This is a genomic window from Phaeovulum vinaykumarii (assembly GCF_900156695.1).
Classification (GTDB): Bacteria; Pseudomonadota; Alphaproteobacteria; order Rhodobacterales; family Rhodobacteraceae; genus Bieblia_A; species Bieblia_A vinaykumarii.
In genome coordinates, this window is the sequence record NZ_FTOM01000006.1 from 50638 (window position 1) to 73004 (window position 22367).

At 70.5% G+C, this 22367-nt stretch carries 15 protein-coding genes and 4 pseudogenes; 6 read left to right on the forward strand and 13 right to left on the reverse strand.

Annotation, left to right across the window (positions count from 1 at the left end; all coding sequences use genetic code 11):
* Positions 1-90 precede the first annotated feature (90 nt).
* The 5 genes and pseudogenes from ltnD to BW949_RS12005 all read left to right on the forward strand — a co-directional run bounded on the left by ltnD (position 91) and on the right by BW949_RS12005 (position 4042).
* Positions 91-987: an L-threonate dehydrogenase gene (ltnD, locus tag BW949_RS11985; protein ID WP_076366402.1), complete on the forward strand. Its 897-nt coding sequence runs from the start codon at positions 91-93 to the stop codon at positions 985-987.
* Positions 984-1926: pseudogene (locus BW949_RS11990) on the forward strand (four-carbon acid sugar kinase family protein). The gene ltnD and the pseudogene BW949_RS11990 overlap by 4 nt, the downstream one beginning before the upstream one ends.
* Positions 1923-2460 (forward strand): annotated as a pseudogene (locus tag BW949_RS11995) (class II aldolase/adducin family protein). The pseudogenes BW949_RS11990 and BW949_RS11995 overlap by 4 nt, the downstream one beginning before the upstream one ends.
* Positions 2460-3245 carry a hydroxypyruvate isomerase family protein gene (locus tag BW949_RS12000; RefSeq protein WP_076366404.1) on the forward strand — a complete coding sequence of 262 codons (786 nt, stop codon included), beginning with the start codon at positions 2460-2462 and terminating at the stop codon, positions 3243-3245. Before BW949_RS11995 ends, BW949_RS12000 begins: the two are co-directional and overlap by 1 nt.
* Positions 3242-4042 (forward strand): HpcH/HpaI aldolase family protein, encoded by an 801-nt coding sequence (locus BW949_RS12005; protein WP_076366406.1) that lies wholly within the window; start codon positions 3242-3244, stop codon positions 4040-4042. The genes BW949_RS12000 and BW949_RS12005 overlap by 4 nt, the downstream gene beginning before the upstream one ends.
* A gap of 61 nt (positions 4043-4103) precedes the next feature.
* Here the strand turns inward: BW949_RS12005 and BW949_RS12010 are convergent.
* Both BW949_RS12010 and araD read right to left on the reverse strand, forming a co-directional pair.
* Positions 4104-5614 (reverse strand): annotated as a pseudogene (locus BW949_RS12010) (aldehyde dehydrogenase (NADP(+))).
* A gap of 39 nt (positions 5615-5653) precedes the next feature.
* Positions 5654-7399, reverse strand: a pseudogene (gene araD / locus BW949_RS12015) (L-arabinonate dehydratase).
* A 142-nt stretch (positions 7400-7541) separates the two neighbouring features.
* Between araD and BW949_RS12020 the strand changes: the two are divergent.
* Positions 7542-8489 carry a LysR substrate-binding domain-containing protein gene (locus tag BW949_RS12020; RefSeq protein WP_076366408.1) on the forward strand — a complete coding sequence of 316 codons (948 nt, stop codon included), beginning with the start codon at positions 7542-7544 and terminating at the stop codon, positions 8487-8489.
* Here BW949_RS12020 and BW949_RS12025 read toward each other — a convergent pair.
* From BW949_RS12025 to recF, 11 genes are all read right to left on the reverse strand, one after another.
* Complete coding sequence (locus BW949_RS12025) at positions 8475-9221, reverse strand: SDR family oxidoreductase (protein ID WP_076366410.1); 747 nt, start codon at positions 9219-9221, stop codon at positions 8475-8477. The genes BW949_RS12020 and BW949_RS12025 overlap by 15 nt on opposite strands.
* Complete coding sequence (locus BW949_RS17590; protein WP_083947754.1) at positions 9221-10855, reverse strand: transketolase family protein; 1635 nt, start codon at positions 10853-10855, stop codon at positions 9221-9223. The genes BW949_RS12025 and BW949_RS17590 overlap by 1 nt, the downstream gene beginning before the upstream one ends.
* Before the next feature lie 79 nt (positions 10856-10934).
* The gene (locus tag BW949_RS12035) at positions 10935-11912 is read right to left on the reverse strand and encodes an FAD:protein FMN transferase (protein ID WP_076366412.1); all 978 of its coding nucleotides are present in this window, start codon (positions 11910-11912) and stop codon (positions 10935-10937) included.
* Positions 11893-14103 (reverse strand): PepSY domain-containing protein, encoded by a 2211-nt coding sequence (locus BW949_RS12040; protein WP_076366414.1) that lies wholly within the window; start codon positions 14101-14103, stop codon positions 11893-11895. The genes BW949_RS12035 and BW949_RS12040 overlap by 20 nt, the downstream gene beginning before the upstream one ends.
* Before the next feature lie 12 nt (positions 14104-14115).
* Positions 14116-14610 carry a DUF2271 domain-containing protein gene (locus BW949_RS12045; RefSeq protein WP_076366416.1) on the reverse strand — a complete coding sequence of 165 codons (495 nt, stop codon included), beginning with the start codon at positions 14608-14610 and terminating at the stop codon, positions 14116-14118.
* A gap of 94 nt (positions 14611-14704) precedes the next feature.
* Positions 14705-15070 (reverse strand): PepSY domain-containing protein, encoded by a 366-nt coding sequence (locus tag BW949_RS12050; protein ID WP_076366418.1) that lies wholly within the window; start codon positions 15068-15070, stop codon positions 14705-14707.
* A gap of 162 nt (positions 15071-15232) precedes the next feature.
* Positions 15233-16075 carry a carboxylating nicotinate-nucleotide diphosphorylase gene (nadC, locus tag BW949_RS12055; protein ID WP_076366420.1) on the reverse strand — a complete coding sequence of 281 codons (843 nt, stop codon included), beginning with the start codon at positions 16073-16075 and terminating at the stop codon, positions 15233-15235.
* Positions 16072-17652, reverse strand: a complete 1581-nt coding sequence (locus tag BW949_RS12060; protein WP_076366422.1) for an L-aspartate oxidase — start codon at positions 17650-17652, stop codon at positions 16072-16074. The genes nadC and BW949_RS12060 overlap by 4 nt, the downstream gene beginning before the upstream one ends.
* A complete protein-coding gene (gene nadA / locus BW949_RS12065; protein WP_076366424.1) occupies positions 17649-18698 on the reverse strand; it encodes a quinolinate synthase NadA in 1050 nt (349 codons plus the stop codon). Before nadA ends, BW949_RS12060 begins: the two co-directional genes overlap by 4 nt.
* A 159-nt stretch (positions 18699-18857) precedes the next feature.
* Entirely contained in the window at positions 18858-21266 is a 2409-nt protein-coding gene (gyrB, locus tag BW949_RS12070; RefSeq protein ID WP_076366426.1) for a DNA topoisomerase (ATP-hydrolyzing) subunit B, read from the reverse strand.
* A gap of 54 nt (positions 21267-21320) precedes the next feature.
* On the reverse strand, positions 21321-22364 hold the full coding sequence (gene recF, locus BW949_RS12075) for a DNA replication/repair protein RecF (RefSeq protein ID WP_076366428.1): 1044 nt from the start codon (positions 22362-22364) through the stop codon (positions 21321-21323).
* Positions 22365-22367: the final 3 nt, after the last annotated feature.

A 22367-nucleotide genomic window follows, 5' to 3' on the forward strand; every position in this document is an offset into this window, starting at 1 on the left:
GCCAGACTTTGCCCTTCTGACAGGGAAAAGCAGAATTAACAGCGCTGTCATTCCCTGCGACCACTTGGCCCAAGCCACGAGAGGAATGACATGGCGGTCGTGACAGTGATCGGGTTGGGCTCGATGGGCCATGGAATGGCGCAGAGCCTCCTGCGCGCGGGCCACGAGGTGCATGGCTTCGACATCGACGCCGCGCGCATGGCGGCCTTCCGTGCCGAGGGCGGGGCCAGCGCCGATCTGGAGACAGCGGCCGAACGCTCGGCGGTGGTGGTCTCGGTGGTGCTGAACGCCGCGCAGACCGAGGCGGTGCTGTTCGGCCCCCAGGGCGCGGCCGCGCATATGCCCGCGGGCAGCGTGATCCTGTCCTGCGCCACGATCCCGCCGGCGGTGGCGCGCGACATGGCCGGATGCGCCGCGGCGCTGGGGCTGCATTACCTCGATGCGCCGATCTCGGGCGGGGCAGCCAAGGCCGCGCAGGGCGAATTGTCGATCATGGCGTCGGGCAGCGCCGAGGCCTTTGCCGCCGCGCGCCCGGCGCTCGATGCCATGGCCGCGGTCGTTCATGATCTGGGCACCGAGGTCGGGGCCGGCTCGGCGATGAAGGCGGTCAACCAGCTTCTGGCGGGCGTCCATATCGCCGCCATGGGCGAGGCGCTGACGCTGGCCGCCAGCCAGGGGCTGGATCTGGGCCGCGTGGTCGAGGGGATCTCGGCCTCGGCCGGCAGCAGCTGGATGTTCGAGAACCGCGCCCCCCATGTCGTCGGCGCCGATTACAAGCCGCGCTCGACCGTGGCGATCTGGCCCAAGGATCTGGGCATCATCTCCGACATCGCCGGGGCGGCGGGCTGCCCCGTGCCGATGACCGCGAGCGCGCTGGCCCAGTTCCGCGCCGCCGCCGCCGCGGGCCTGGCCGGAGAGGACGACGCCGCGGTGACCAAGGTCTATGCCCGCGCCGCCCATGTCACCCTGCCGGGAGAGGCGCCATGAAGCTGGGCTGCATCGGGGATGATTTCACCGGCTCGTCCGATCTGGGCAACACGCTGACCCGCGCGGGCATGGCCTGCGTGCAATATGTGGGCGTGCCCGACACCCCCGCCGCCCCCGAGGTCGAGGCCGGGATCGTCGCGCTCAAGTCGCGCTCGATCGCGCCCGAGGCCGCGGTCGAGATGTCGCTCCGCGCGCTCGACTGGCTTCTGGCGCAGGGCTGCACGCAGATCCTGTTCAAATATTGCTCGACCTCCGATTCGACCCCGCAGGGCAATATCGGCCCGGTGGCGCGCGCTGGCCGAACGGCTGGGCGAAAGGACGGTGATCTATTGCCCCGCCTTCCCGGCCACGGGGCGGTCGATCTACATGGGCCACCTGTTCGTGGGCGACCGGCTGCTATCGGAAAGCGGGATGCAGGCGCATCCGCTGACGCCAATGACCGACCCCGACCTGCGCCGCTGGCTGGCGCCGCAGCTGGGCCTGCCGGTGGGCCATCTGCCCGCGTCCATCCTGCGGCAGGGCGCACCGGCGATCCGCGCGCATCTGGCCGCCGAGACCGCGGCCGGGCGCGGCCATCTGATCGCCGATGCGCTGAGCGATGACGATCTGCGCGTGCTGGGTCAGGCGCTGGCCGATCGCAAGCTGATCACCGGCGGCTCGGGCATCGCGCTGGGATTGCCGGCGAATTCCGGCCTTGCCCCGACGGCGCGCGCGCTCGTGGCGGGCGGGGTCACGCGCCTGATCACCGCGGGCGGCGAAACCTCGGGCGCCGTGGTCGAGGCGCTCGCGCCGCAAAGCCTGGCCATCGGCCCCGAGATCGACCCCGGCGTGCCGGTCATGCGCGCGGGCCCCGACCTGGTGCTGGCGCTCAAGTCCGGCAATTTCGGCGCGCCCGATTTCTTCGCCAAGGCCGCCGCCCTGATGGAGCGCGGCCAATGACCGACAGCGCCCGGCACGCCGAGACCGCCTTGCGCGAGGAAATCTGCCGCCAGGGCGCGTTGCTCTTCACGCGCGGGCTGACCGGCGGGGCCACCGGCAACATCTCGGCGCGCACCGAGGACGGCGGCCTTCTGGTCACGCCCACGGGCGCAAGCCTGGGGCGGCTGGACCCTGCCCGGCTGACCCGGTTCGACGCGCAGGGGCGGCATGTCTCGGGCGATCCGCCCATTGCCGCCGCTGACCGCCTACTCCATCATGCGGCTGGGCAAGGTGCAGCTTTTGCCCTTCTTCGTGCCGGGCGATCCGGCGATGGGGGATGCGGTGCGCGGGCTGGCCGGGCGGCGCTCGGCGGTGGTTCTGGCCAATCACGGGCCCGTCGTGGCCGCGCGCGATCTCGAGGCGGCGGTCTTCGCCATCGAGGAACTGGAAGAGACCGCGCGGCTGGCGCTTTTGCTGCGCGGCGCCGATCCGCGGATGCTGTCGCCCGAGCAGATCCGCGCCGTGGTGACCAAATTCGACGTGGAGTGGGATTGATGCTGTTTTCCGCCAACCTGGGCTTCCTGTTCCGCGACCGCCCCCTGCCCGAGGCGGTGTCGGCCGCGCGCCGGCACGGGTTCGACGCGGTCGAATGCCACTGGCCCTATGACACCCCGGCCGAGGAGCTGCGCACCGCGCTGATCGACGCCGATTTCCGCATGCAGGGCCTGAACACCCGGCCCGGCGATGTGGCCGCGGGCGAATTCGGGCTGGCCGCCCTGCCCGGCGCGGTGGACCGCGCGCGCGCCGCCATCGACGAGGCCATCGCCTATGCCGCCGCCATCGGCGCCGGGAACGTGCATGTCATGGCCGGGCGCTCGGACGGCGGGATCGCGGCCGAGGACACGTTCCGCGCGAACCTTGACCACGCCTGCCGGGCTGCGGCGGAACGGGGCCTGAGCATCCTGATCGAGCCGATCAACCTGCGCGACGTCGCGGGCTATCACCTGTCGCGGGCCGAACATGCCGCCGAGATCATCACCGCGCTGGGGCATGCCAACCTGAAGATGATGTTCGACTGCTATCACCTCCAGATCATGCAGGGCGACCTGACGCGGCTGTTCGAGAAACACGCCGCGATGGTGGGCCATGTGCAGATCGCCGCCGTGCCCGACCGGGGCGAGCCCGACGCGGGCGAGCTGAACTATCCCGACCTTCTGGCCGCGATCCTGCGCGCGGGCTTCACCGCGCCGGTGGGCGCCGAATACAAGCCCCGCAGCGGCGACACCGAGGCCGGCCTGGGCTGGCTGCCCGCCTTCCGCAAGATCGGAGACCTTGCATGACCCCCCTCAAGACCCGCGTTCTGGCCGGCGAGATGGTGCCCGCCGCCTGGTGTGATTTCGGCTCGGCCGATGTGGCCGAAGCCATGGTGCACAACGGCTGGCCGGTGCAGGTGATCGACGGCGAGCACGGCATCGGTGATCTGGAACGCTGGGTCGGCATTGCCCGCGCGATCGAGGCCGCGGGCGGCACCCCAATCCTGCGCGTCCCCGAAGGGGCGCCGGCGCTGCTCAAGCGCGTGCTCGACCGCGGGTTCCGCTCGATCATCGTGCCGATGGTCAACACCGCCGAACAGGCGCGCCAGATCGTCGAGGCCTGTCTCTATCCCGGCCAGGGCGGCGCGCGCGGCTTCGGCGCGCCGCTGGCCCGCGCGGCCGGTTTCGGCGCCAGGACCGATTATGTCACCGAGGCCGGGGACGAGCTTCTGCTGATCCTGCAATGCGAGACGGTCGAGGCGGTCGAGAACCTGGCCCAGATCTGCGCCGTTCCGGGGGTGGGGATGATCTTCATCGGGCCCAATGACCTGTCGGGCTCGATGGGGATGCTGGGCCAACTGGCCGCGCCCGAATTCCACGCGATGCTGGCGCGGATCGAGGCCACCTGCGCCGCCGCGGGCATGCCGCTGGGCACGATCACCGGGCCGGGCCGGGGCTATTCGGTGTTGCGCGACAAGGGCTATCGGCTGGCCGTGGCCGAGGCCGACGTGGTGCTTCTGGCGCGGGCCGCTGCTGCCGCGGCGCAGGCGCGCGACGCCGAACTGGCCGGCGAGGGCGTGGCCCCCACCAGCTTCGGCTACTGAGACGCCGCTGTCCTGCACCCTCCGGGCCAATGGCCCGGAGGGTTCCGTTTCTTCCCGCAGCTCAGCGCAGGTCTTCGGGCAGGATCTCGTCGGGGATGTTCTGATAGCAGACCGGCCGCAGGAAGCGCCGGATCGCCATCGTGCCGACCGAGGTCGCCCCGAAATTGATCGAGGCCGGATAGGGCCCGCCATGCACCATCGCCTCGCAGACCTCGACCCCGGTCGGAAAGCCGTTGGCCAGCACCTGCCCCGCCTTGCGCTCGAGGATCGGCATCAGCCGGCGCGCCAGATCGGCATCGCCCGCATCCATGTGCAGCGTGGCCGTCAGCTGGCCCTCGAAGCTGCGGGCGATCTCGATCATCTCGGCCTCGGTCTCGGCGGTGACGATCAGACCCAGCGGGCCGAAGACCTCCTCGCCCAGGGCGTGATTGCCCAGCCAGTCCCGGCCCGAGACGACAAAGAGGAACGGCGTCGCCTCGCGCTGGTTGCACATCGAGGTCAGCACTTCGCGCACGCCCGGCACATTGGCCACGCGGTCGCGCCCGGCGCGATAGGCCTGGGCGATGCCCTCGGTCAGCATGACCTGCGCGCCGGTTCCGGCCAGCGCGTCGCGCGCGGCCTCGGCCACGATCCCGGCCTGATCGGCGCGCACGACGGCGATGCCAGGATTGGTGCAGAACTGCCCCGCCCCCATCGTCAGCGAGCCCGCCCAGCCGCGCCCGATCGCGGCGCCGCGCGCGGCCACCGCCTCGGGCAGCAGGAACATCGGGTTGACCAAGCCCAACTCGCCGAAGAAGGGGATGGGTTCGGGCCGCGCGGCGCACAGATCGAAGAGCGCCCGCCCCCGGCCAGCGATCCGGTGAAGCCCACCGCCTTGATGCGCGGATGCTGGACCAGCGCCGTGCCCACATCGCGCCGCCCGCCCTGCACCAGCGAGAAGACGCCCGGATGCAGGCCGCAGGCTGTCACCGCGGCATGGATGGCCTCGGCCACGATCTCGCCGGTGCCGGGATGGGCGGAATGGCCCTTGACCACCACCGGGCAGCCCGCCGCCAGCGCCGAGGCCGTGTCGCCCCCCGCGACCGAAAACGCCAGCGGGAAGTTCGACGCGCCAAAGACCGCCACCGGCCCGATCGGACGTTGCATCAGCCGCAGGTCGGGGCGCGGCAGCGGCGCCCGGTCGGGCAGCGCCACGTCATGCCGCCGGTCAAGATAATCGCCCGCGCGGATATGCGCCGCAAACAGCCGCAACTGCCCCGTCGTCCGGCTGCGCTCGCCCTGAAGACGCGCCTCGGGCAGGCCGGTTTCCTGGGGGCCGATCTCGGTGATCTGGGCGGCGCGGGCCTCGATCTCGTCGGCGATCCGCTCAAGGAAGGCGGCGCGGACCTCGCGCGGGGACTGGCCATAGCTCCAGAACGCGTCCTCGGCGGCTTCGCAGGCCCGATCGACCAGATCCACCGTGCCCACGCCGAAGCTGTGCACGGGGCCATGCGCGGGCTGGCTGTCGAAGCTCTGCGGGCTGGCCACCCATTCGCCCGCGATCAGATGCTTGCCATGCGGCGTGAAGGTCATCTTTCTCCCTTTCCGTAAATTCGAATATTCCTGTTTTTCCTAATGGCTGTGACGACCGACCGGATTGCCGCGGCAGCCCTTCAGGAAGTCGAGATCGGCGCCGGTGTCGGCCCCCTCGACATGTGCCTGGTGCAGCCAGGCATAGCCGCTCGTGGCGGTCTCGTGCGTGGGGGCCCAGGCGGCCAGACGCGCCGCGATCTCGGCCTGCGGCAGGTCCAGATGCAGCCGCCGGTTGGGCACGTCCATCTCGATCATGTCGCCGTCGCGCACGATGGCCAGCGGCCCGCCCGCCGCCGCCTCGGGCGCGGTATGCAGCACCACCGTCCCGTAGGCCGTGCCCGACATGCGCGCATCCGAGATGCGGACCATATCGGTGATGCCCTTGCGCAGCACCTTGGGCGGCAGGCCCATGTTGCCCACCTCGGCCATGCCGGGATCGCCCTTCGGCCCGCAATTCTTCAGCACCATCACGCAGGTCTCGTCGATATCCAGCGCCTCGTCGGCGATCCGCGCCTTGTAATCGTCGATGTCCTCGAAGACGACGGCGCGGTCGCGGTGCACCAGCAGATGCGGGCTGGCCGCCGAGGGCTTGAGCACCGCCCCCCGCGGCGCAAGATTGCCGCGCAGCACCGCAATGCCGCCCTGCGGGGTCAGCGCGCGCTCGACCGGGCGGATGACCTCGGGGTTATGGTTGACCGCACCCGTCACCTCGTCCCAGATCGCCGCCCCCGAGACCGTCAGCGCGTCGCGGTGCAGAAGGCCCGCCTCGCCCAGATGGCGCAGCACGACCGGCAGGCCGCCGGCGTAGAAGAATTCCTCCATCAGGTATTCGCCCGACGGCATCAGGTTGACGATGGTGGCCACGTCGCGCCCGCAGCGGTCCCAGTCGTCCAGCGTCAGGTCAAGCCCGACACGGCCGGCAATGGCCAGCAGGGGGATGACCGCATTGGTCGATCCGCCGATGGCGCCGTTGGTGCCGATGGCGTTCTCGAAGGCCGCGCGCGTCAGGATGTCCGAGGGCTTGAGGTCGTCCTTGACCATCTGCACGATGCGCCGCCCGGTCAGCTGCGCCATCATCCGCCGCCGGCTGTCCACCGCCGGGATCGCGGCATTGCCCGACAGCGCCATGCCCAGCGCCTCGGCCATCGAGGCCATGGTCGAGGCCGTGCCCATCGTGTTGCAGGTGCCGGTCGAGCGGCTCATCGAGGCTTCGGCCTCGAGGAAGTCCTCGGCGGTCATCTCGCCGGCCTTCACGGCTTCGGAGAATTTCCACAGATGCGTGCCCGAGCCCACGCGCTCGCCGCGGAACTGGCCGTTCAGCATCGGCCCGCCGGTGACCACGATCGACGGGATATCGGTCGAGGCCGCCGCCATCAGCAGCGACGGCGTGGTCTTGTCGCAGCCCACCATCAGCACCGCCCCGTCGATGGGCTGGGCGCGCAGGGTTTCCTCGACCGCCATCGCGGCCAGGTTGCGAAACATCATCGCCGTGGGGCGAAAGGTGTTCTCGCTGGCCGAGAAGACCGGCACCTCGACGGGAAAGCCCCCCGCCTCCCAGACGCCGGCCTTCACCTTCTCGGCCAGCTCGCGCAGATGGTCGTTGCAGGGCGTCAGCTCGGGCCAGGTGTTGAGGATGCCGATCACCGGGCGGCCGTCGAACAGGTCATGCGGCCAGCCCTGATGCTTCATCCAGCCCCGGTGCTAGATCGCATCGCGCGAGGTGCCGGCGAACCAGTCCTGCGAGCGCAGGCGCCGCGGCCAGGGGGCGGGGGTGAAGGGGGGCATCTCGATCTCCGGGGACGAAATTTGGTATGCCAAAACGCGAAGCCGGCCGATATGCAAGGGCCATGCCCGGAAACGCCCCGCAATTTCGCCGCGCGGGAAGGCCTGGCTTCACCTATGCTGTAGCCAGACTGAAGGAGCGCCGATGAGCCGCGACCTGAACCTGACCGCCATGGTGCATTTCGAGGCCACCGCCCGGCTGGGCGGGGTGACGCGCGCGGCCGAGGAACTGGGGATCTCGGCCTCGGCGGTCAGCCAGCAATTGCGCGCGCTGGAACAGCAGATGGGCGTGCAGCTCTTTCGGCGCGAGGGGCGGCGGCTGGTGCTGACGCTCGATGGCGAGCGGCTGTTCCAGGCCTCGACCGGGGCCTTTCGCACCATCCGCGACGTTCGCGCCGCGATCCAGCGCCAGCGGCAGGCGCATCTGCTGTCGATCCGCACCTCGCCGTCCTTCGGGGTGCGCCGGCTGGCGCGCTTTGCCGAAAGCCATCCCGATTGGGATCTGCGCATCGACGCCGCACCCGATTTCTCGGATTTCGAGACCGAATCGGTCGATCTGGACCTGCGCTACGGGATCGGGAACTGGCCCGGCCTTGTCGCCGAGCCGGTGCTGAACGATCTGGTGCTGCCGCTCTGCGCGCCGGGCTATCTGGCGCGGCTGCGGGCCGAATGCGGGCCCGACCCGGCCGACCTGATCCGTGCCGCCCGCCTGATCGACAGCGCCAAGGCGCATCTGCGCTGGGACGGCTGGGTGGCGCGGATGGGGATCGACGGGGTGACGCTGGCGCTGCCCTATCGCTTCGACCGCTCGTCGATGTCGATCCAGATGGCGCGCGACGGGATGGGCGTGGTCCTCGAAAGCGCCACGCTGGCGATGGCGGAACTGGCCGAGGGCAGCCTCGTGCCGCTGTCGCCCGCTTTCGAGGTGCTGGAATTTCCCGCCTATTGGCTGGTCTGCCCGACCCGCCAGCGCGCCCGCCGCGCGGTGCGCGCATTCGCCGACTGGATCGGCGCCGAGGCCGCCCGCCACACCGCCGAGGCCCGCGCCCGTCTGACGGAGGCGGGCGCCCGGATCGTGTCAGTGGATATGTGAGCCGCCGTTCACGTCGATCTCGGTGCCGGTGCAATAGGACGACAGGTCCGAGGCCAGGAACAGCGCGCAACCCGCCACCTCATGCGCAGCACCGGGCCGGCCCAGCGGAATGCCCGCCACGATCGCAGCCATATCCGCGTCCGAGAGCTTGCCGCCGGTGATGTCGGTGGCGATGAGCGACGGGCAGATCGCGTTGACGCGGATATTGTCGGAGCCCAGCACGCCCGCCTTGGCCTTGGTCAGGCCCAGCACGCCCGCCTTGGCCGCCGAATAATGCGGCCCGCCGAAGATGCCGCCGCCGCGCTGCGCCGAGACCGAGGACATGTTGACGATGGAGCCCCCGCCCAGCGCCCGCATCACCGGGATCACCGCCTGCGAGGCATAGAGCGTGCCGCGCAGGTTCACGTCCAGCACGGCGTCGTAATTCTCGGGCGCGATCTCGAGCGTGCGCAGCGGCTGGGTGATGCCGGCGATGTTGACCAGCACATCCACCCGGCCCCAGCCCGCCGCCAGATCCTCGATCGCGGCAAAGATTGCGTCGCGGTCGGTGACCGAGCAATCCGCCCCCAGATGCCCGTCACCCGGCAGATCGGCCGCGGCTTCGGCCGCCCCCTTCAGGTCGAGAATGGCCACGCGCGCGCCATGCTCGGCGAAAAGCTGCGCCGTGGCCTTGCCCAGCCCGCGGGGCGAGGCCGCCCCGGTGATGATGGCGGTCCGATCCTTCAGCAGCATCACAGCCACCCCTTGATCGCCTGCGCCACGCGCCCGACCGACAGGCCGTACATCTCGTGCAGCGTCGTCAGCGCGCCGGCCTCGAGGAATTCGTCGGGCAGCCCGATCATGCGGAACCGCGGGGCCGCAACGCCCGCCTGGAGCAGCACGCCCGCGACGGCCTCGCCCAGCCCGCCCACGACCGTGTGGTTCTCGGCGGTGACGACAAGACGGCGGGCGCGCGCGGCCTCGGCCAGGATCGTCTCGCGGTCAAGCGGCTTGATCGTCGGCGAATGCAGAACCGCGACCTCGATCCCCTCGGCGGCCAGACGCTGGGCGGCATCGAGCGCGCGCATCGTCATGATCCCCGACGCGATCACCAGCACGTCCCCCCCCTCGCGGATCAGCTGCGCGCGGCCCAGACGGAATTCGTAATCGGGCTTGTGGCGGCGGATCACGTCGGGAACCTTGCCGCGCAACAGCCGCGCATAGACCGGCCCGTCATGGGCCAGCATCTGCGGCACCGCGCCGGAAATGTCGGCCGCGTCACAGGGGTCGATGATGGTCAGGTTGGGCAGGCCGCGGAAGATCGCCAGATCCTCGGTCGCCTGGTGGCTGGGGCCATAGCCCGTGGTCAGGCCGGGCAGCGCGCAGACGATCTTGACCGGCAGGTTCTCCTCGGCGATGGCCATGCAGATGAAGTCATAGGCCCGGCGCGCGGCAAAGACCGCATAGGTCGTGGCAAAGGGGATGAACCCCTCGCGGGCCATGCCGGCGGCGGCCGAGATCATCCGCTGCTCGGCCATGCCCATCTGAAAGAAGCGCGCGGGGAAGGCGCGGGCCCATTCGCCGGGCTCGACGCGCACGAAATGGGTGATCTCGCGGGCTTCCAGGAAATCGCCCCCCTTGCACATCCGGGTATCGCAGATGATGACACGCGGCTGATCGCCCGCATGGGTGCGCGCAGCGTCAAAGGCCGCGACCAGCGCGTCGATGTCATCGCCGTCCACACGCTGGGCAAACCAGCCAAAGGCGGTCCATTTCTCGGCCAGGGGTTCGGCGCACAGCATCCCGGTCGAGGCGCCATCGGCCTGCATATCGTTGAAATCGACCAGGCAGATCAGGTTCGACAGCTTGTGATGGGCGGCCGACATTGCCGCTTCCCAGGTCGAGCCCTCGCCCGGTTCGCCGTCCGACATCAGGTTGTAGACCCGCGCGGGATTGCCCTTGGCACGCAGCCCCAGCGCCATGCCGACACCGATCCCCGGCCCGTGCCCCAGCGAGCCGCCCGTGATCTCCATGCCCGGCGTATAGGCCGCCATGCCCGACATCGGCATGCGGCTGTCGTCCATGCCGTAGGTCTGCAATTCTTCTTCGGGCAGGACGCCGGCCTCCATCAGCGCGGCATAAAGCGCGATGGCATAATGCCCGATCGACAGAAGGAAGCGGTCGCGCCCCTCCCATTCGGGGTCTTCGGGGCGCAGGTTCAGCGCGTGGAAATAGCTGACCGCCAGCACATCGGCGACGCCCAGCGCCTGGCCCACATAGCCCTGCCCCTGCACCTCGCCCATCTGGAGCGCCTTGCGCCGGATGTTCCAGGCACGCCGCGCCAGCGAGACGTTGGACCTCCGCGCCGCCGTTTCGACTTGTGTCATTGTCTCCTCCGTTTGGCGCAGCTAACGCCAGCGGAGGGGGGCGGTCCACGTCGCGCTCTTATCGAAACGTGAAGCCTGGCTAAACGGTTTCCGGGGCGCTTTCGAACAGCGGGCCCACGCCGTGGCTGCGCAGGCCTTCATCCGTGCGCATCAGGAACAGCGCCTGAAGACCCAGCCGCCGGGCCAGATCGGCGCCGGCGTCGGGGCCCAGCACGGTCAGCGCGGTCGCCCAGCCATCGGCCAGCATGCAGCTGGGCGCCACCACCGTCACCGAGGCGGGCGCCGCCAGCAGCGGGCCGCCGCGCGCCGGGTCCATCGTATGCGCCAGCCGCCGCCCGCCGAGCGTCACGAAATGGCGGTAATCGCCCGAGGTCGCCACCGCCGCATCGTGCAGCTCAAGCACCGAATGAAGCGCGCGGACCCCGTCCTCGGGGCGCTCGACCGCCAGCGTCCAGGGGCGGCCGTCGGGTTGCAGGCCCATGGCCACCAGCTCGCCGTCGATGCCGAAAAGGCCCGCGTTCCGCCCCGCCCCCCGCGCCACCGCCGCCAGCCGGTCGGCGCCATAGCCCTTGGCGATGCCGCCCAGATCGGCGCTGAGCGGACCATGCTTGCGCGCGCGTCGGTTGGGGCTGTCGATCTCCAGCACCTCATGCGCGGGGCGGCGGGGCGCGGCAAGGGCGGCACGGATGCCGGCCTCGCTGGCGGGATCGGCACAGAAACCCCAGGCCCGCACCGCATCCCCCATGCCGATGTCGAAGGCCCCGCCCGAGGCCCGCCCGATCTCGAGCGCCGTCTCCAGCACCTCCAGAAGCCGCGCCGGCAGATCGACCCAGACGCCCGGCGCCGCCCGGTTCAGCCGCATCAGGTCGCTGTCGGCCCGCCAGGTCGACATCTGCGCGTCGACCTCGGCCACCGCCGCGGCGAAGGCGGCCCGCAAACCGTCGGTCGGGGCGCCTGCGGGCAGATCCAGCCGGGCCGACCAGCGCGTGCCCATGGTCGGGCCGTTCAGCGTCACCCGCGACAGGTGGCTGGTGCGATCAATAGACATCTTCGGCATAGCGTCCCTCGGCTTTCAGATGGGCGGGGCTCAGCCCGTGCGGGGCCAGGATCTCGGCCAGCGCCTCGGCCACACCCGCGGCCATGTCGCGCCCGCCGCAGACCATGACCTGCGCGCCGTCCGCGATCAGCCGCGCCACCCGCACCCCATCGGCACGCAGCGCATCCTGCACATGGGCCCGCGGGGTCATCCGCGAAAAGGCCGTGGTGACCGAACTCAGCCGTCCCTCGGCCTGCCAGCGGGCCAGATCCTCGCCGAACAGCAGATCGCTCTCGGGGTGGCGGGCGCCGAAGAACAGGTGCATCGGCCGGCGGCGGTCATTGGCGCGGGCAAAGCCGGCCAGCGGACCGATCCCCGTGCCCGCCCCGATCAGGATCACCGGCGCATCGCCGGTGGCCGGGCGGAAGGCGGGGTTGGGCCGCAGATAGGCGCGGATGGTGTCGCCCACCTCGAGCCCCGTCAGCTGCCCCGAGCACAGCCCGCCGGGATGGCGCTTCACGCAGATCTCGACAAAGCCGTCGCGGCTGCCCGAGGCCAGCGAATAGAACCGCGGCAGCGTCGCGCCCTCGGGGATCACGGCCAGCAGGTCGCCCGCCTCGAAGTTGCCGAACGCGCGCCCCGTCAGCCGCGCCCACAGGCCCGCCTGCGGCAGGGCAAAGCGCAGGATGGCGGTGGGGGCCTGAACCTCGGCGCCGAAATCGCGCCGCGCGACAAGCGTGAGGGTCTGCGCAGGCGGCGCGTCGGGGCGGTGGTCCAGCGCAAGCGACACGCCCATCGCCTGGCTCAGCGCCCGGCCCCAGCGCGCGAAATCCTGCGCCGACCCGCGGTCGACCGTATCCATGGACAGGAAGCTGCGCCCGCCGCGGGCCTCGATCTCGGCCTGAACCCGCGCGGCATAGCCGCAGAAATTCGGGAAGGACCGATCACCGAAGCCCAGCACCGCGACCGGCATCTCGGGCGCCGCGGGCATCGCCGCAAGCGTCTCGAGAAAGCCTCGGGCCGTGGCCGGCACGTCACCGTCACCATAGGTCGCGGCCATCAGGATCAGCCGCCGCGCCTGCGGATAGCGGTCGGGCGCGAAACCCGACATCGGCCCGACATGGACGGCCTGCCCCGCCGCGCGCAGCGCCTTGGCCGCCGTTTCGGCAAAGCCCCAGGTGGTGCCGCCCTCGCTGCCGACCAGGATCACGGTCTGGGCGTCGCGCGCGCGGGCATTGCCGCGCGGACGGCGGCGCCACTGACGCCCGCCCAGCCAGATCTTGATCCCCGACCAGGCCAGCACCGGCACGCCCAGCGCCGCCAGCCCCAGCACCAGCGCCCAGAGAGGCGCGCCCTCGCCGGTGTGCAGCCAGTAGATCGTCTCGTTCACGCGATCCCAGAGCGTCGCCTCCTGCCAGACCAGCAGCGCGCCGGTCCCCTGATCAAGATATCCCTGGCCCGCCGCGGTCTTCAGCGTGAACACGTCCGAGGCGTCGCCCGCATAGGGGAAGTTCAGCGCGCGCAGCACCGACAGCGGCGTGTCGCGCAGCGTCGCCATGGCGGCCGGGCTCATCCCCGTGACGCCCGAAACGGCGCCGGGAAAGGCGGGCGGCCCCGACACATCGGGCAGCAGCTCGAAGGTCGAAGCCGTCATCCACAGACCCGTCAGCGACGACACGATCAGCCCCAGCGCCGCGATGCGCGCGATCTCGGCGTGAAGGCGGCTGGCGAAGGGGCCGCGCACGGGCAGGACCAGCCGATGCCAGCCGCCCATGCGCCGCGCCAGAAGCGCCAGCCCCGAGACCGAGATCACCAGCATCAGCGCCGCGGCGGCCGCAACCGTCAGCCGGCCCCCGTCATCGAGAAACAGCGCCCGATGCAGGTTGACCAGCCAGCGCTGGACCCCCGAGGCATCGGCCGAGGCCACGCCCGCGCCCGTCGCCGGATCGATGACCGCGGCGCCGGGCTGGCCGTTCTCGAACCAATAGGCGGTGATGCGGCCCGAGGGCGCGCGCCGGATCTGCTCGACCCCCGGATGGAGGGCCACGACCCGTCCGGCCAGCTCGGCCACGCTCAGATCGGCCTCGGCCTGGGCCGGCGTGCGCGCCGCCTCGAGCGCGGGCATCACCGAAAGCGTGGCGCCCGACAGGCTGACCACCACCAGAAGCGCCGCGGCCAGAAGCCCCGGCCATCTGTGCATGTGCCGCATCATCGCCCCGCCCCCTTACATGTCGTAGCGGAAGCCGGCGATATAGCTCCGCCCGGCGGTGGTCTGACCCGCGCCGTCACGCGTCAGCGGCACGACGATTTCGGAGGGGCTGTCGCGCATGTCCTCGACCGAGGCGTCGATATGCAGCTGATAGCCCGCGTCGAAGATGGCATCGGCCAGGTCGAGCGTGATCTTCAGCTCGCGCCCCGCGCCGACCGACGCGCCGGTGATCCCGTCCACCTGCGCGGTGTTACCGCCGGTGGCGCGATACCAATCGCTCAGGTGCTTGTAATACTTGGACTTGGGCCCGGCCATCCACAGGCTGCCGACATAGGCGCCCGAGGCATCGGTGACGTAAAGCGCCAGATAGGCGCCGTCGCCGCCGTAATTGCGAAGCTGCGTGGTGAAGGTGACGGGCGCAGCCGCGGCCAGCGCCGGCAGCGTCAGCGCCGTGCTCAGCGCCAGCGCGCCCAGAAGCGGCCTGGTGGGAATGCGGGTGGAAAGGGTCATGTCTGTTCTCCGGAATGCTGTCGTGATGGGATCGTTCTGCCCGCCCGGCCTGAGGCGTTTCTGACGCGGGCGGGAAATTGTCTTCAGCCTGGCGTCAGGGAGGCGAGCGGCGCGCATCCGTATCGTCGTCATCGCCCCACCAGCCCCGAAAGCCGGGCAGCCGGTGATGGCCGCGCCGCCCCTCGCGGTGGTGGCCGCGTTCAAGCTCCAGCACCTCGAGCGTGGCCGGGTCGAGCCGCACCTCGATCGCGGTGCCGTCGGCATCGCGGCCGCGGATCTCGTAGCAGCCGTCGTCGATCTTGAGCCGCCGCACGGTCCAGCCCCGGCTTTCGGCCATGCTCAGGACCGCCGCGCGCGGCTGCCACCTGTCCAGCGGCACGAAGCAATCCTCGTCCGCCAGCGCCGCGCTTCCCAGCCAGACCGACAGCGACAGGGCCACCAGCCCCAATTCGCGCGTCATCTCGCGTTCTCCTTGTCGTTCGGAAACCGCGGGCAGGATGGCAGGATGAAGCTGACGCCCGGCTGAAGCAGGGCGGGGGAAAGCCGTCAGGAAACGGTCAGGCCCGCAGCGAATGCCACGGGCCTGGACCGGATGAAATCATGGCAAAACGGGGGTGGGGCGTCAGAAATCGAGACCCAGATCGAGCGTGCGCGCCGAATGCGTCAGCGCGCCCACCGAGATGAAGTCGACCCCGGTCGCGGCCACCTCGGCGATGCGCTCAAGGCACATGTTCCCCGAGGCTTCGGTGACCATCCGCCCCGCGACCATCTCGACCGCGCGCGTCAGCGTCGGTGTGTCCATGTTGTCCAGCAGCACGACATCGGCGCCGCCCTCGTCCAGAACCTCGGCCAGCTGATCGAGGCTGTCGACCTCGATCTCGACGCGCATCATGTGCGACCGCGCCCGCGCCGCCGCCTGCAACACCGGACGAATGCCTCCGGCGGCGGCAATGTGGTTGTCCTTGATCAGGATGGCATCCGACAGCCCGTAGCGGTGGTTCGAGCCGCCCCCGTGCACCACGGCGGCCTTCTCGACGATGCGCAGACCGGGCGTGGTCTTGCGCGTGCAGGTGATGCGCGCGGCGTGCCCTTCGGTGCGGGCCACGAAGGCCGCGGTCAGCGTGGCGATGCCGCTCAGCCGGCCGGCAAAGTTCAGCGCCACGCGCTCGGCCATCAGGATCGAGGCCGCCGCGCCTTCGATCGTCATCAGCCGTTCGCCGGGGCCGCAGGGACGCCCGTCGGCCGAATGCAGCGTCAGCCGCAGGCCGGGGTCCACCATGCGAAAGGCCATGGCCGCGACCTGAAGCCCCGAAACCACCCCCGGTTCGCGCGCATTGAGAGCGGCGGCATATTGCAGGCCCGGCGGGATCACCGCGCGGGTGGTGGCGTCGCCCATCGGCGACAGGTCTTCGGTCAGCGCGGCGCGCACCAGCGGCTCAAGCAGGAGGTCGGGCAGAAAGCTCATGCGGGCATCTCCTCGCAGGCGCGGGCGCGGATCTCCAGCGCCTCGGTCAGGGTCAGCAGGCTGCGCCGGGCCTGCGCGGGATCGGGATCGGGGTGATCGGTGCGGGCGTGTCCGCCGCGGCTCTCGCGCCGGGCCAGCGCCGCCGCGGCGATCAGCGTCGCCGCCGCCGTCATGTTGGTCAGCTGCGGACAATCGCCCGCGGCGGTCTCGATGTCGGCAATCTCGGCCAGGGCGCGGCGCAGGCCGGGGCCGTTGCGCAACACGCCGACCTCGGCGCTCATCACCCGGCGCAGCCGCGTGATCAGCACCGGATCAGGCGTCACACCGCCCGTCGCGGGGAAGGTCAGATCGACCGGCGGCACCGCCGAGGCCGGGGCCGGGCCCAGATCGGCGGCAATGTCATCACTGGCGCGCCGGGCGAAGACCAGCGCCTCGAGAAGTCCGTTCGAGGCCAGACGGTTGGCGCCATGCAGCCCGGTCGAGGCCGCCTCGCCCACGACCCACAGCCCCGGCAGAGAAGCCCGCCCCCGGTCCGAGGTCGCAACGCCCCCCATGTGATAATGCGCCGCCGGCACCACCGGAATGGGCTGGGTCACCGGGTCGATCCCGGCCTCGCGGCAGGCCGCAGCCACGGCGGGGAAACGTTCGAGAAGGGCCGCACCCAGAACCGCGCGGGTGTCCAGAACCGGCCGCCGCCCGGCGCGATGCTCGGCGAAGATGGCGCGGGCGACGATATCGCGCGGCGCCAGCTCGGCATCGGGATGGACCGCGGTCATGAAGCGCGTGCCTTCGGAATTGAGCAGCACCGCACCTTCGCCGCGCAGGGCCTCGGTGGCCAGCGGCGCGGGGTCCTGGCCCACGTCGATCGCGGTGGGATGGAACTGCACGAATTCGGCGTCGGCCACCTGGGCACCCGCGCGCGCAGCCATGCCCACCGCCTGGCCACGCACCCGCGGCGGGTTGGTCGTCACCGCAAACAGCCCGCCCGAGCCGCCCGCTGCCAGCAGCACCGCCGCCGCGCGCACGCTGACCGCCCCCGAGGGCGCGCCCGAACGCACCAGCCGCACCCCGGCCACGCGCCCCTGATCGACCACAAGATCGGTCGCCATCACGCCTTCGGCCACCTGCACAGACGGCGCGGCGCGCACCGCGCGGATCAGCGCGTGCATGATCTCGGCCCCGGCCTGATCGCCCTTGACGCGCACCACGCGCGGCCGGCCATGCGCGGCCTCGCGCGACATCACAAAACCGCCCGCCGCATCGCGGTCGAAGGGCACGCCCAGCTCGGCCAGAACGGCGATATGTTCGGGCGCGGCCGCGGTCACCAGCCGGGCGATGGCGGCATCCACCGTGCCCGCCCCCGCGCGCATCGTGTCGGCGGCATGATCGGCGGGGCTGTCGGTCGCGCCCACGGCCGCGGCCACGCCCCCCTGCGCCCAGACCGACGAGGCCCCTTCGCCCAGGCTCTCGGGCGAGATCACCAGAACCGGCCGCGGCGCCAGATCCAGCGCCGCGGACAGGGCGGCCAGCCCCGCCCCCACGATCACCACGCGATCGGTGTTGCGCTCGGCGGTCATTTCGCGGCGGAGGAAAGCTCGATCATCCGTTCCACGGCGCGGCGCGCGCCTTCGGAAACGGCGGGATCGACCGTGACTTCGTGGGTCATCGTATGCAGCGACCACAGGATCTTCTCGAGCGTGATCATCTGCATGTAGGGGCACAGGTTGCACGGGCCGCGGAAATCCACGCCCGGAACCGCATCGGCGATATTCGCGGCCATCGAACATTCGGTCAGCAGCATCGCCGCGGCAGGGCGCTCGGTGCTGACATAATCGATGATCGCCGCGGTCGAGCCCGCGAAATCCGAGGCCGCCACCACATCGGGCGGACATTCGGGATGGGCGATGATGCGGGTGTCGGGCGCATGTTCGCGGAAGCTGCGCAGATCCGCAGCGGTGAAGCGTTCATGCACGATACACGAGCCATCCCACCAGACCACGTTCTTCTCGGGCACCTGCGCGGCCACGTTCTGCGCCAGATAGCGGTCGGGCGTCATGATGACGGTGTCGGCCTCCTGCGCGCGCACGATCTGGACCGCATTCGAGGAGGTGCAGCACACATCCGAGGCCGCCTTCACCTCGGCGGTGGTGTTGACATAGCTGACCACCGGCGCACCGGGATAGCGCGCGCGCATCTCGGCGATGCCCGCAGGCGTGATCGCATCGGCCAGCGAACAGCCCGCCTGCGTATCCGGGATCAGCACGGTCTTGGCCGGGTTCAGCACCTTCGAGGTCTCGGCCATGAAATGCACGCCCGCCTGCACGATCACCTGGGCTTCGACACGCGTCGCCTCGATCGCCAGTTGCAGGCTGTCGCCCACCACATCGGCCACGCCGTGATAGATCTCGGGGCGCATGTAGTTATGCGCCAGGATCACGGCGCCGCGCTCGGCCTTCAGGGCATTGATGGCGGCGACATAGGGCGCATGCAGCGCCCAATCGGCCAGCGGCACCACCCGCGCCATGCGCGCATGGATGTCGGCCATCCGTTCGGCCAGCGCCAGATCGGGGGCGAGGTCATAGGCCTCGGCCAGGGTGGCGCGCATTTGGGCTATGTCCAGCATTGACGTCTCTCTGATCCGCGATTCCACGCCCTATAAAGCCCCCGGCGCCGGGGTTGAACGAAAAATTGCGCAGCGCGGCCATTGGCGCAACTTCGTGTCGCGCCCGCACGGCCCCTGCCGCGCCCGCCGGGCGCAGGGGCGCGGGTCGGCAAATATGCCTCAGAAATCGAGGTTTTCGACGCTGAGCGCGTTGGCCTGGATGAACTCGCGGCGGGGTTCGACGACATCGCCCATCAGCTTGGTAAAAATGTCGTCAGCTTCGGCCACATCGTCGATGCGGACCTGAAGCAGCGTGCGGGCCGCCGGGTCCAGCGTGGTTTCCCACAATTGCTCGGGGTTCATCTCGCCCAGACCCTTGTAGCGTTGCAGCGACAGCCCCTTCTCGCCTTCGGTCAGGATCGCCGACAGCAGTTCCAGCGGGCCGTGCACCAGTTGCTCGCGGTCCTTGCGGATCAGCAGCGCCGGCTGGGCATAGACCTCGCGCAGGGCGTCGGTATGGGTCGAGAGCCGCCGCGCCTCGGGCGAGCGCAGGACGGGCCCGTCCAGAACCCTCTCTTCCTCGACCCCGCGCAGCACGCGCGCCAGCCGCAGCCCGTGGTCCTGCGTCGGCCGCCCCTGCCAGCCGCGTTCGTATTCCACCGCTACCAGATCCAGCCGCGCGGCTACCTGATCGGCCACGCCCTGGGCATCGGCCTCGACCGCGCCGGGCAGCATGGCGCCGGCAATCGCCGCCTGTTCCAGGATGCGGGCCGGGTAATGCGTGGGAAAGGCGTTGAGGATGCGGCGCACCACGCGGGCCTCCTCGACCACGCGCACCAGATCGGCGCCGGCGATCTCGGTGCCGTCGCCCAGGCGCAGCCGCGTGCCCTCGACCCCCTGATGGATCAGGAAATCCTCGAGCGCGGCCTGATCCTTGAGATAGACCTCGGACTTGCCGCGCGCCACTTTGTAAAGCGGCGGCTGCGCGATGTAGAGATAGCCGTGCTCGATCAGCTCGGGCATCTGCCGGAAGAAGAAGGTCAGCAGAAGCGTGCGGATATGGGCGCCGTCCACATCCGCGTCGGTCATGATGATGATCTTGTGATAGCGCAGCTTGGACAGGTCGAATTCATCGCGCCCGATGCCGGTGCCCAGCGCCGTGATCAGCGTGCCGACCGTCTCGGAGGACAGCATCCGGTCGAAGCGCGCGCGCTCGACGTTCAGGATCTTGCCGCGCAGGGGCAGGACGGCCTGGTTCTTGCGCGCGCGGCCCTGCTTGGCCGACCCGCCGGCCGAGTCACCCTCGACGATGAACAGTTCCGACAGCGCGGGATCCTTTTCCTGGCAATCGGCCAGCTTGCCGGGCAGCGAGGCGACATCCATCGCCGTCTTGCGCCGCGTCAGCTCGCGCGCCTTGCGCGCCGCCTCGCGGGCCAGCGCGGCCTCGATGATCTTGCCGACGATGGTGCGCGCGGGGCCGGGGTTTTCCTCGAACCATTCGGCCAGCTTCTCGTTGACCAGGCTTTCCACCGCGGGGCGCACCTCGGACGAGACCAGCTTGTCCTTGGTCTGGCTGGAGAATTTCGGGTCGGGCACCTTGACCGACAGAACGCAGGTCAGCCCCTCGCGGGCGTCGTCGCCGGTGAAGTCGACCTTTTCCTTGCGCGCGATCCCCGAGGATTGGGCATAGCCGTTGATGCAGCGCGTCAGCGCCGCGCGAAAGCCCGCAAGGTGGGTGCCGCCGTCACGCTGGGGAATGTTGTTGGTAAAGGGCAGGACGGTTTCGTGATAGCTGTCGTTCCACCACATCGCCACCTCGACGCCGATGCCGCGCAGCTCGCCCGAGATGAAGATCGGCTCGGCCATGACGGGCGTCTTCGAGCGGTCCAGATAGCGCACGAATTCCCGCACGCCGCCTTCATAGAACAGCTCGGTGCGCAGGGGCTCGGCGGGGCGTTCGTCCTCGATCAGGATGCGCACGCCGGAATTCAGGAAGGCCAGTTCGCGCAGCCGGTTTTCCAGCGTGCGGAACACGTAGTCGATATGCGAGAAGGTCTCGAGGCTGGCCAGGAAACGCACCTCGGTCCCGGTCTCATCGGCCGGGCAATCGCCGACCACGCGCAGGTGCTCGACCGTGTCGCCATGCTCGAAACGGGCGTAATGCTCGTGGCCGTTGCGCCAGATGCGCAGCTCCAGCCATTCCGAAAGCGCGTTCACGACCGAGACGCCCACACCGTGCAAGCCCCCGGAAACCTTGTAGGAATTCTGGTCGAACTTGCCGCCGGCATGCAGCTGGGTCATGATGACCTCGGCGGCCGAGACGCCTTCTTCGGGGTGCAGATCGGTGGGAATGCCGCGACCGTTGTCACGCACCGACACCGACCCGTCGGCATGGATCTTCACGGAGACGAAATCGGCATGCCCGGCCAGCGCCTCGTCGATGCCGTTATCCACGACCTCGTAGACCATGTGATGCAGGCCCGAGCCGTCGTCGGTGTCGCCGATATACATGCCGGGACGTTTGCGCACGGCTTCCAGGCCCTTGAGAACCTTGATGGATTCGGCGCCGTAGCTGGCTTGTTCGGTCATCGGGAAAATCCTGCCTTTCGCTTTCGCGGGTTATAGGCGCGCGGGGGCGGAATGTCACGCCAAAGACGGGCCGGGAAGCGCCATCCGCCCCCCCCGATCCCCCAGCGCATCAAAGAGTTCGGGCCCTGTGCCGGTCATCAGCGCCTGAAGCCCCAGCGCGCAGATCTCGTCATAGAGCGCGGCGCGGCGATCGGCGTCCAGATGCGCGGCCACCTCGTCGAGAAGCACCACCACCGGCGCGCCCTCGGCGGCCAGCGCGCGCGCATTGGCCAGCACGATCGACACCAGAAGCGCCTTCTGCTCGCCCGTCGAGGCCAGCGCCGCGGGCGTGCCGCGCGCCGCCCAGACCGCGGTCAGATCGGCGCGGTGCGGCCCTTCAAGCGTGCGCCCGGCGGCCATGTCGCGCGCCCGCCCGCGCGCCAGCGCCGCGGCCAGATCCTCGGGGCCCGCGTCGGTCACGGCCAGATCGGCGGCGGGAAAGCCGGTCGCGGCCTCGGCCTGGGCGGCCATGATCCGGTCCAGCGCCGCGGCCCGGCCTGCGCGGATGCGCACCGCCGCTTCGGCCATCGTGGCTTCGAGCGCGGCAAACCAGGCCCCGTCGCGCACACCGTCGCGCAGCAGGCGGTTGCGGTCGCGCATGGCCTTTTCATAGGCCAGCACCGTCTCGGCATGATCGGGGTGAAACGACAGCGTCAGCCGGTCCAGAAAGCGCCGCCGCCCCTCGGGCGCCTCGGTCCAGAGCCGGTCCATCGACGGCACCAGCCACAGGATGCGCAAAAGCCCCCCCAGCGCCACCTGCGGCGCGGCCTTCTCGTCGATGCGGACGCTGCGCGCGGCCCCGGGGGCGGCGCCGGTCTCGATCTCGGAGCCCGCGCCCAGACGCGCGCGGATCTTCCACCCCAGCGTTCCGGGATGGCGCGCCAGTTCGTCGGGGGCGGCCCGGCGCAGGCCCCGGCCCGGCGACAACAGCGACACGGCCTCAAGGATGTTGGTCTTGCCCGCCCCGTTCGGCCCGAAGATGGCCAGCGGGCGGCCGTCGAGATCCATCGACAGCCGCGCATGGGACCGGAACTGGGCCAGCGTCAGATGGGCCAGCAAGCC

Bases quoted from the DNA above. Each gene is read 5' to 3' on its own strand.
- nadC (WP_076366420.1), bottom strand. From the start codon at position 16,075: ATGAGCTTTCTGCCCGACCTCCTGCTTGAGCCGCTGGTGCGCGCCGCG.
- BW949_RS12050 (WP_076366418.1), bottom strand. From the start codon at position 15,070: ATGACGCGCGAATTGGGGCTGGTGGCCCTGTCGCTGTCGGTCTGGCTG.
- BW949_RS12000 (WP_076366404.1), top strand. From the start codon at position 2,460: ATGCTGTTTTCCGCCAACCTGGGCTTCCTGTTCCGCGACCGCCCCCTG.
- BW949_RS12060 (WP_076366422.1), bottom strand. From the start codon at position 17,652: ATGACCGCCGAGCGCAACACCGATCGCGTGGTGATCGTGGGGGCGGGG.
- nadA (WP_076366424.1), bottom strand. From the start codon at position 18,698: ATGCTGGACATAGCCCAAATGCGCGCCACCCTGGCCGAGGCCTATGAC.
- BW949_RS12025 (WP_076366410.1), bottom strand. From the start codon at position 9,221: ATGCTGCTGAAGGATCGGACCGCCATCATCACCGGGGCGGCCTCGCCC.
- BW949_RS12005 (WP_076366406.1), top strand. From the start codon at position 3,242: ATGACCCCCCTCAAGACCCGCGTTCTGGCCGGCGAGATGGTGCCCGCC.
- ltnD (WP_076366402.1), top strand. From the start codon at position 91: ATGGCGGTCGTGACAGTGATCGGGTTGGGCTCGATGGGCCATGGAATG.
- BW949_RS12045 (WP_076366416.1), bottom strand. From the start codon at position 14,610: ATGACCCTTTCCACCCGCATTCCCACCAGGCCGCTTCTGGGCGCGCTG.
- BW949_RS12020 (WP_076366408.1), top strand. From the start codon at position 7,542: ATGAGCCGCGACCTGAACCTGACCGCCATGGTGCATTTCGAGGCCACC.
- BW949_RS12040 (WP_076366414.1), bottom strand. From the start codon at position 14,103: ATGATGCGGCACATGCACAGATGGCCGGGGCTTCTGGCCGCGGCGCTT.
- gyrB (WP_076366426.1), bottom strand. From the start codon at position 21,266: ATGACCGAACAAGCCAGCTACGGCGCCGAATCCATCAAGGTTCTCAAG.
- BW949_RS12035 (WP_076366412.1), bottom strand. From the start codon at position 11,912: ATGCCGAAGATGTCTATTGATCGCACCAGCCACCTGTCGCGGGTGACG.
- BW949_RS17590 (WP_083947754.1), bottom strand. From the start codon at position 10,855: ATGACACAAGTCGAAACGGCGGCGCGGAGGTCCAACGTCTCGCTGGCG.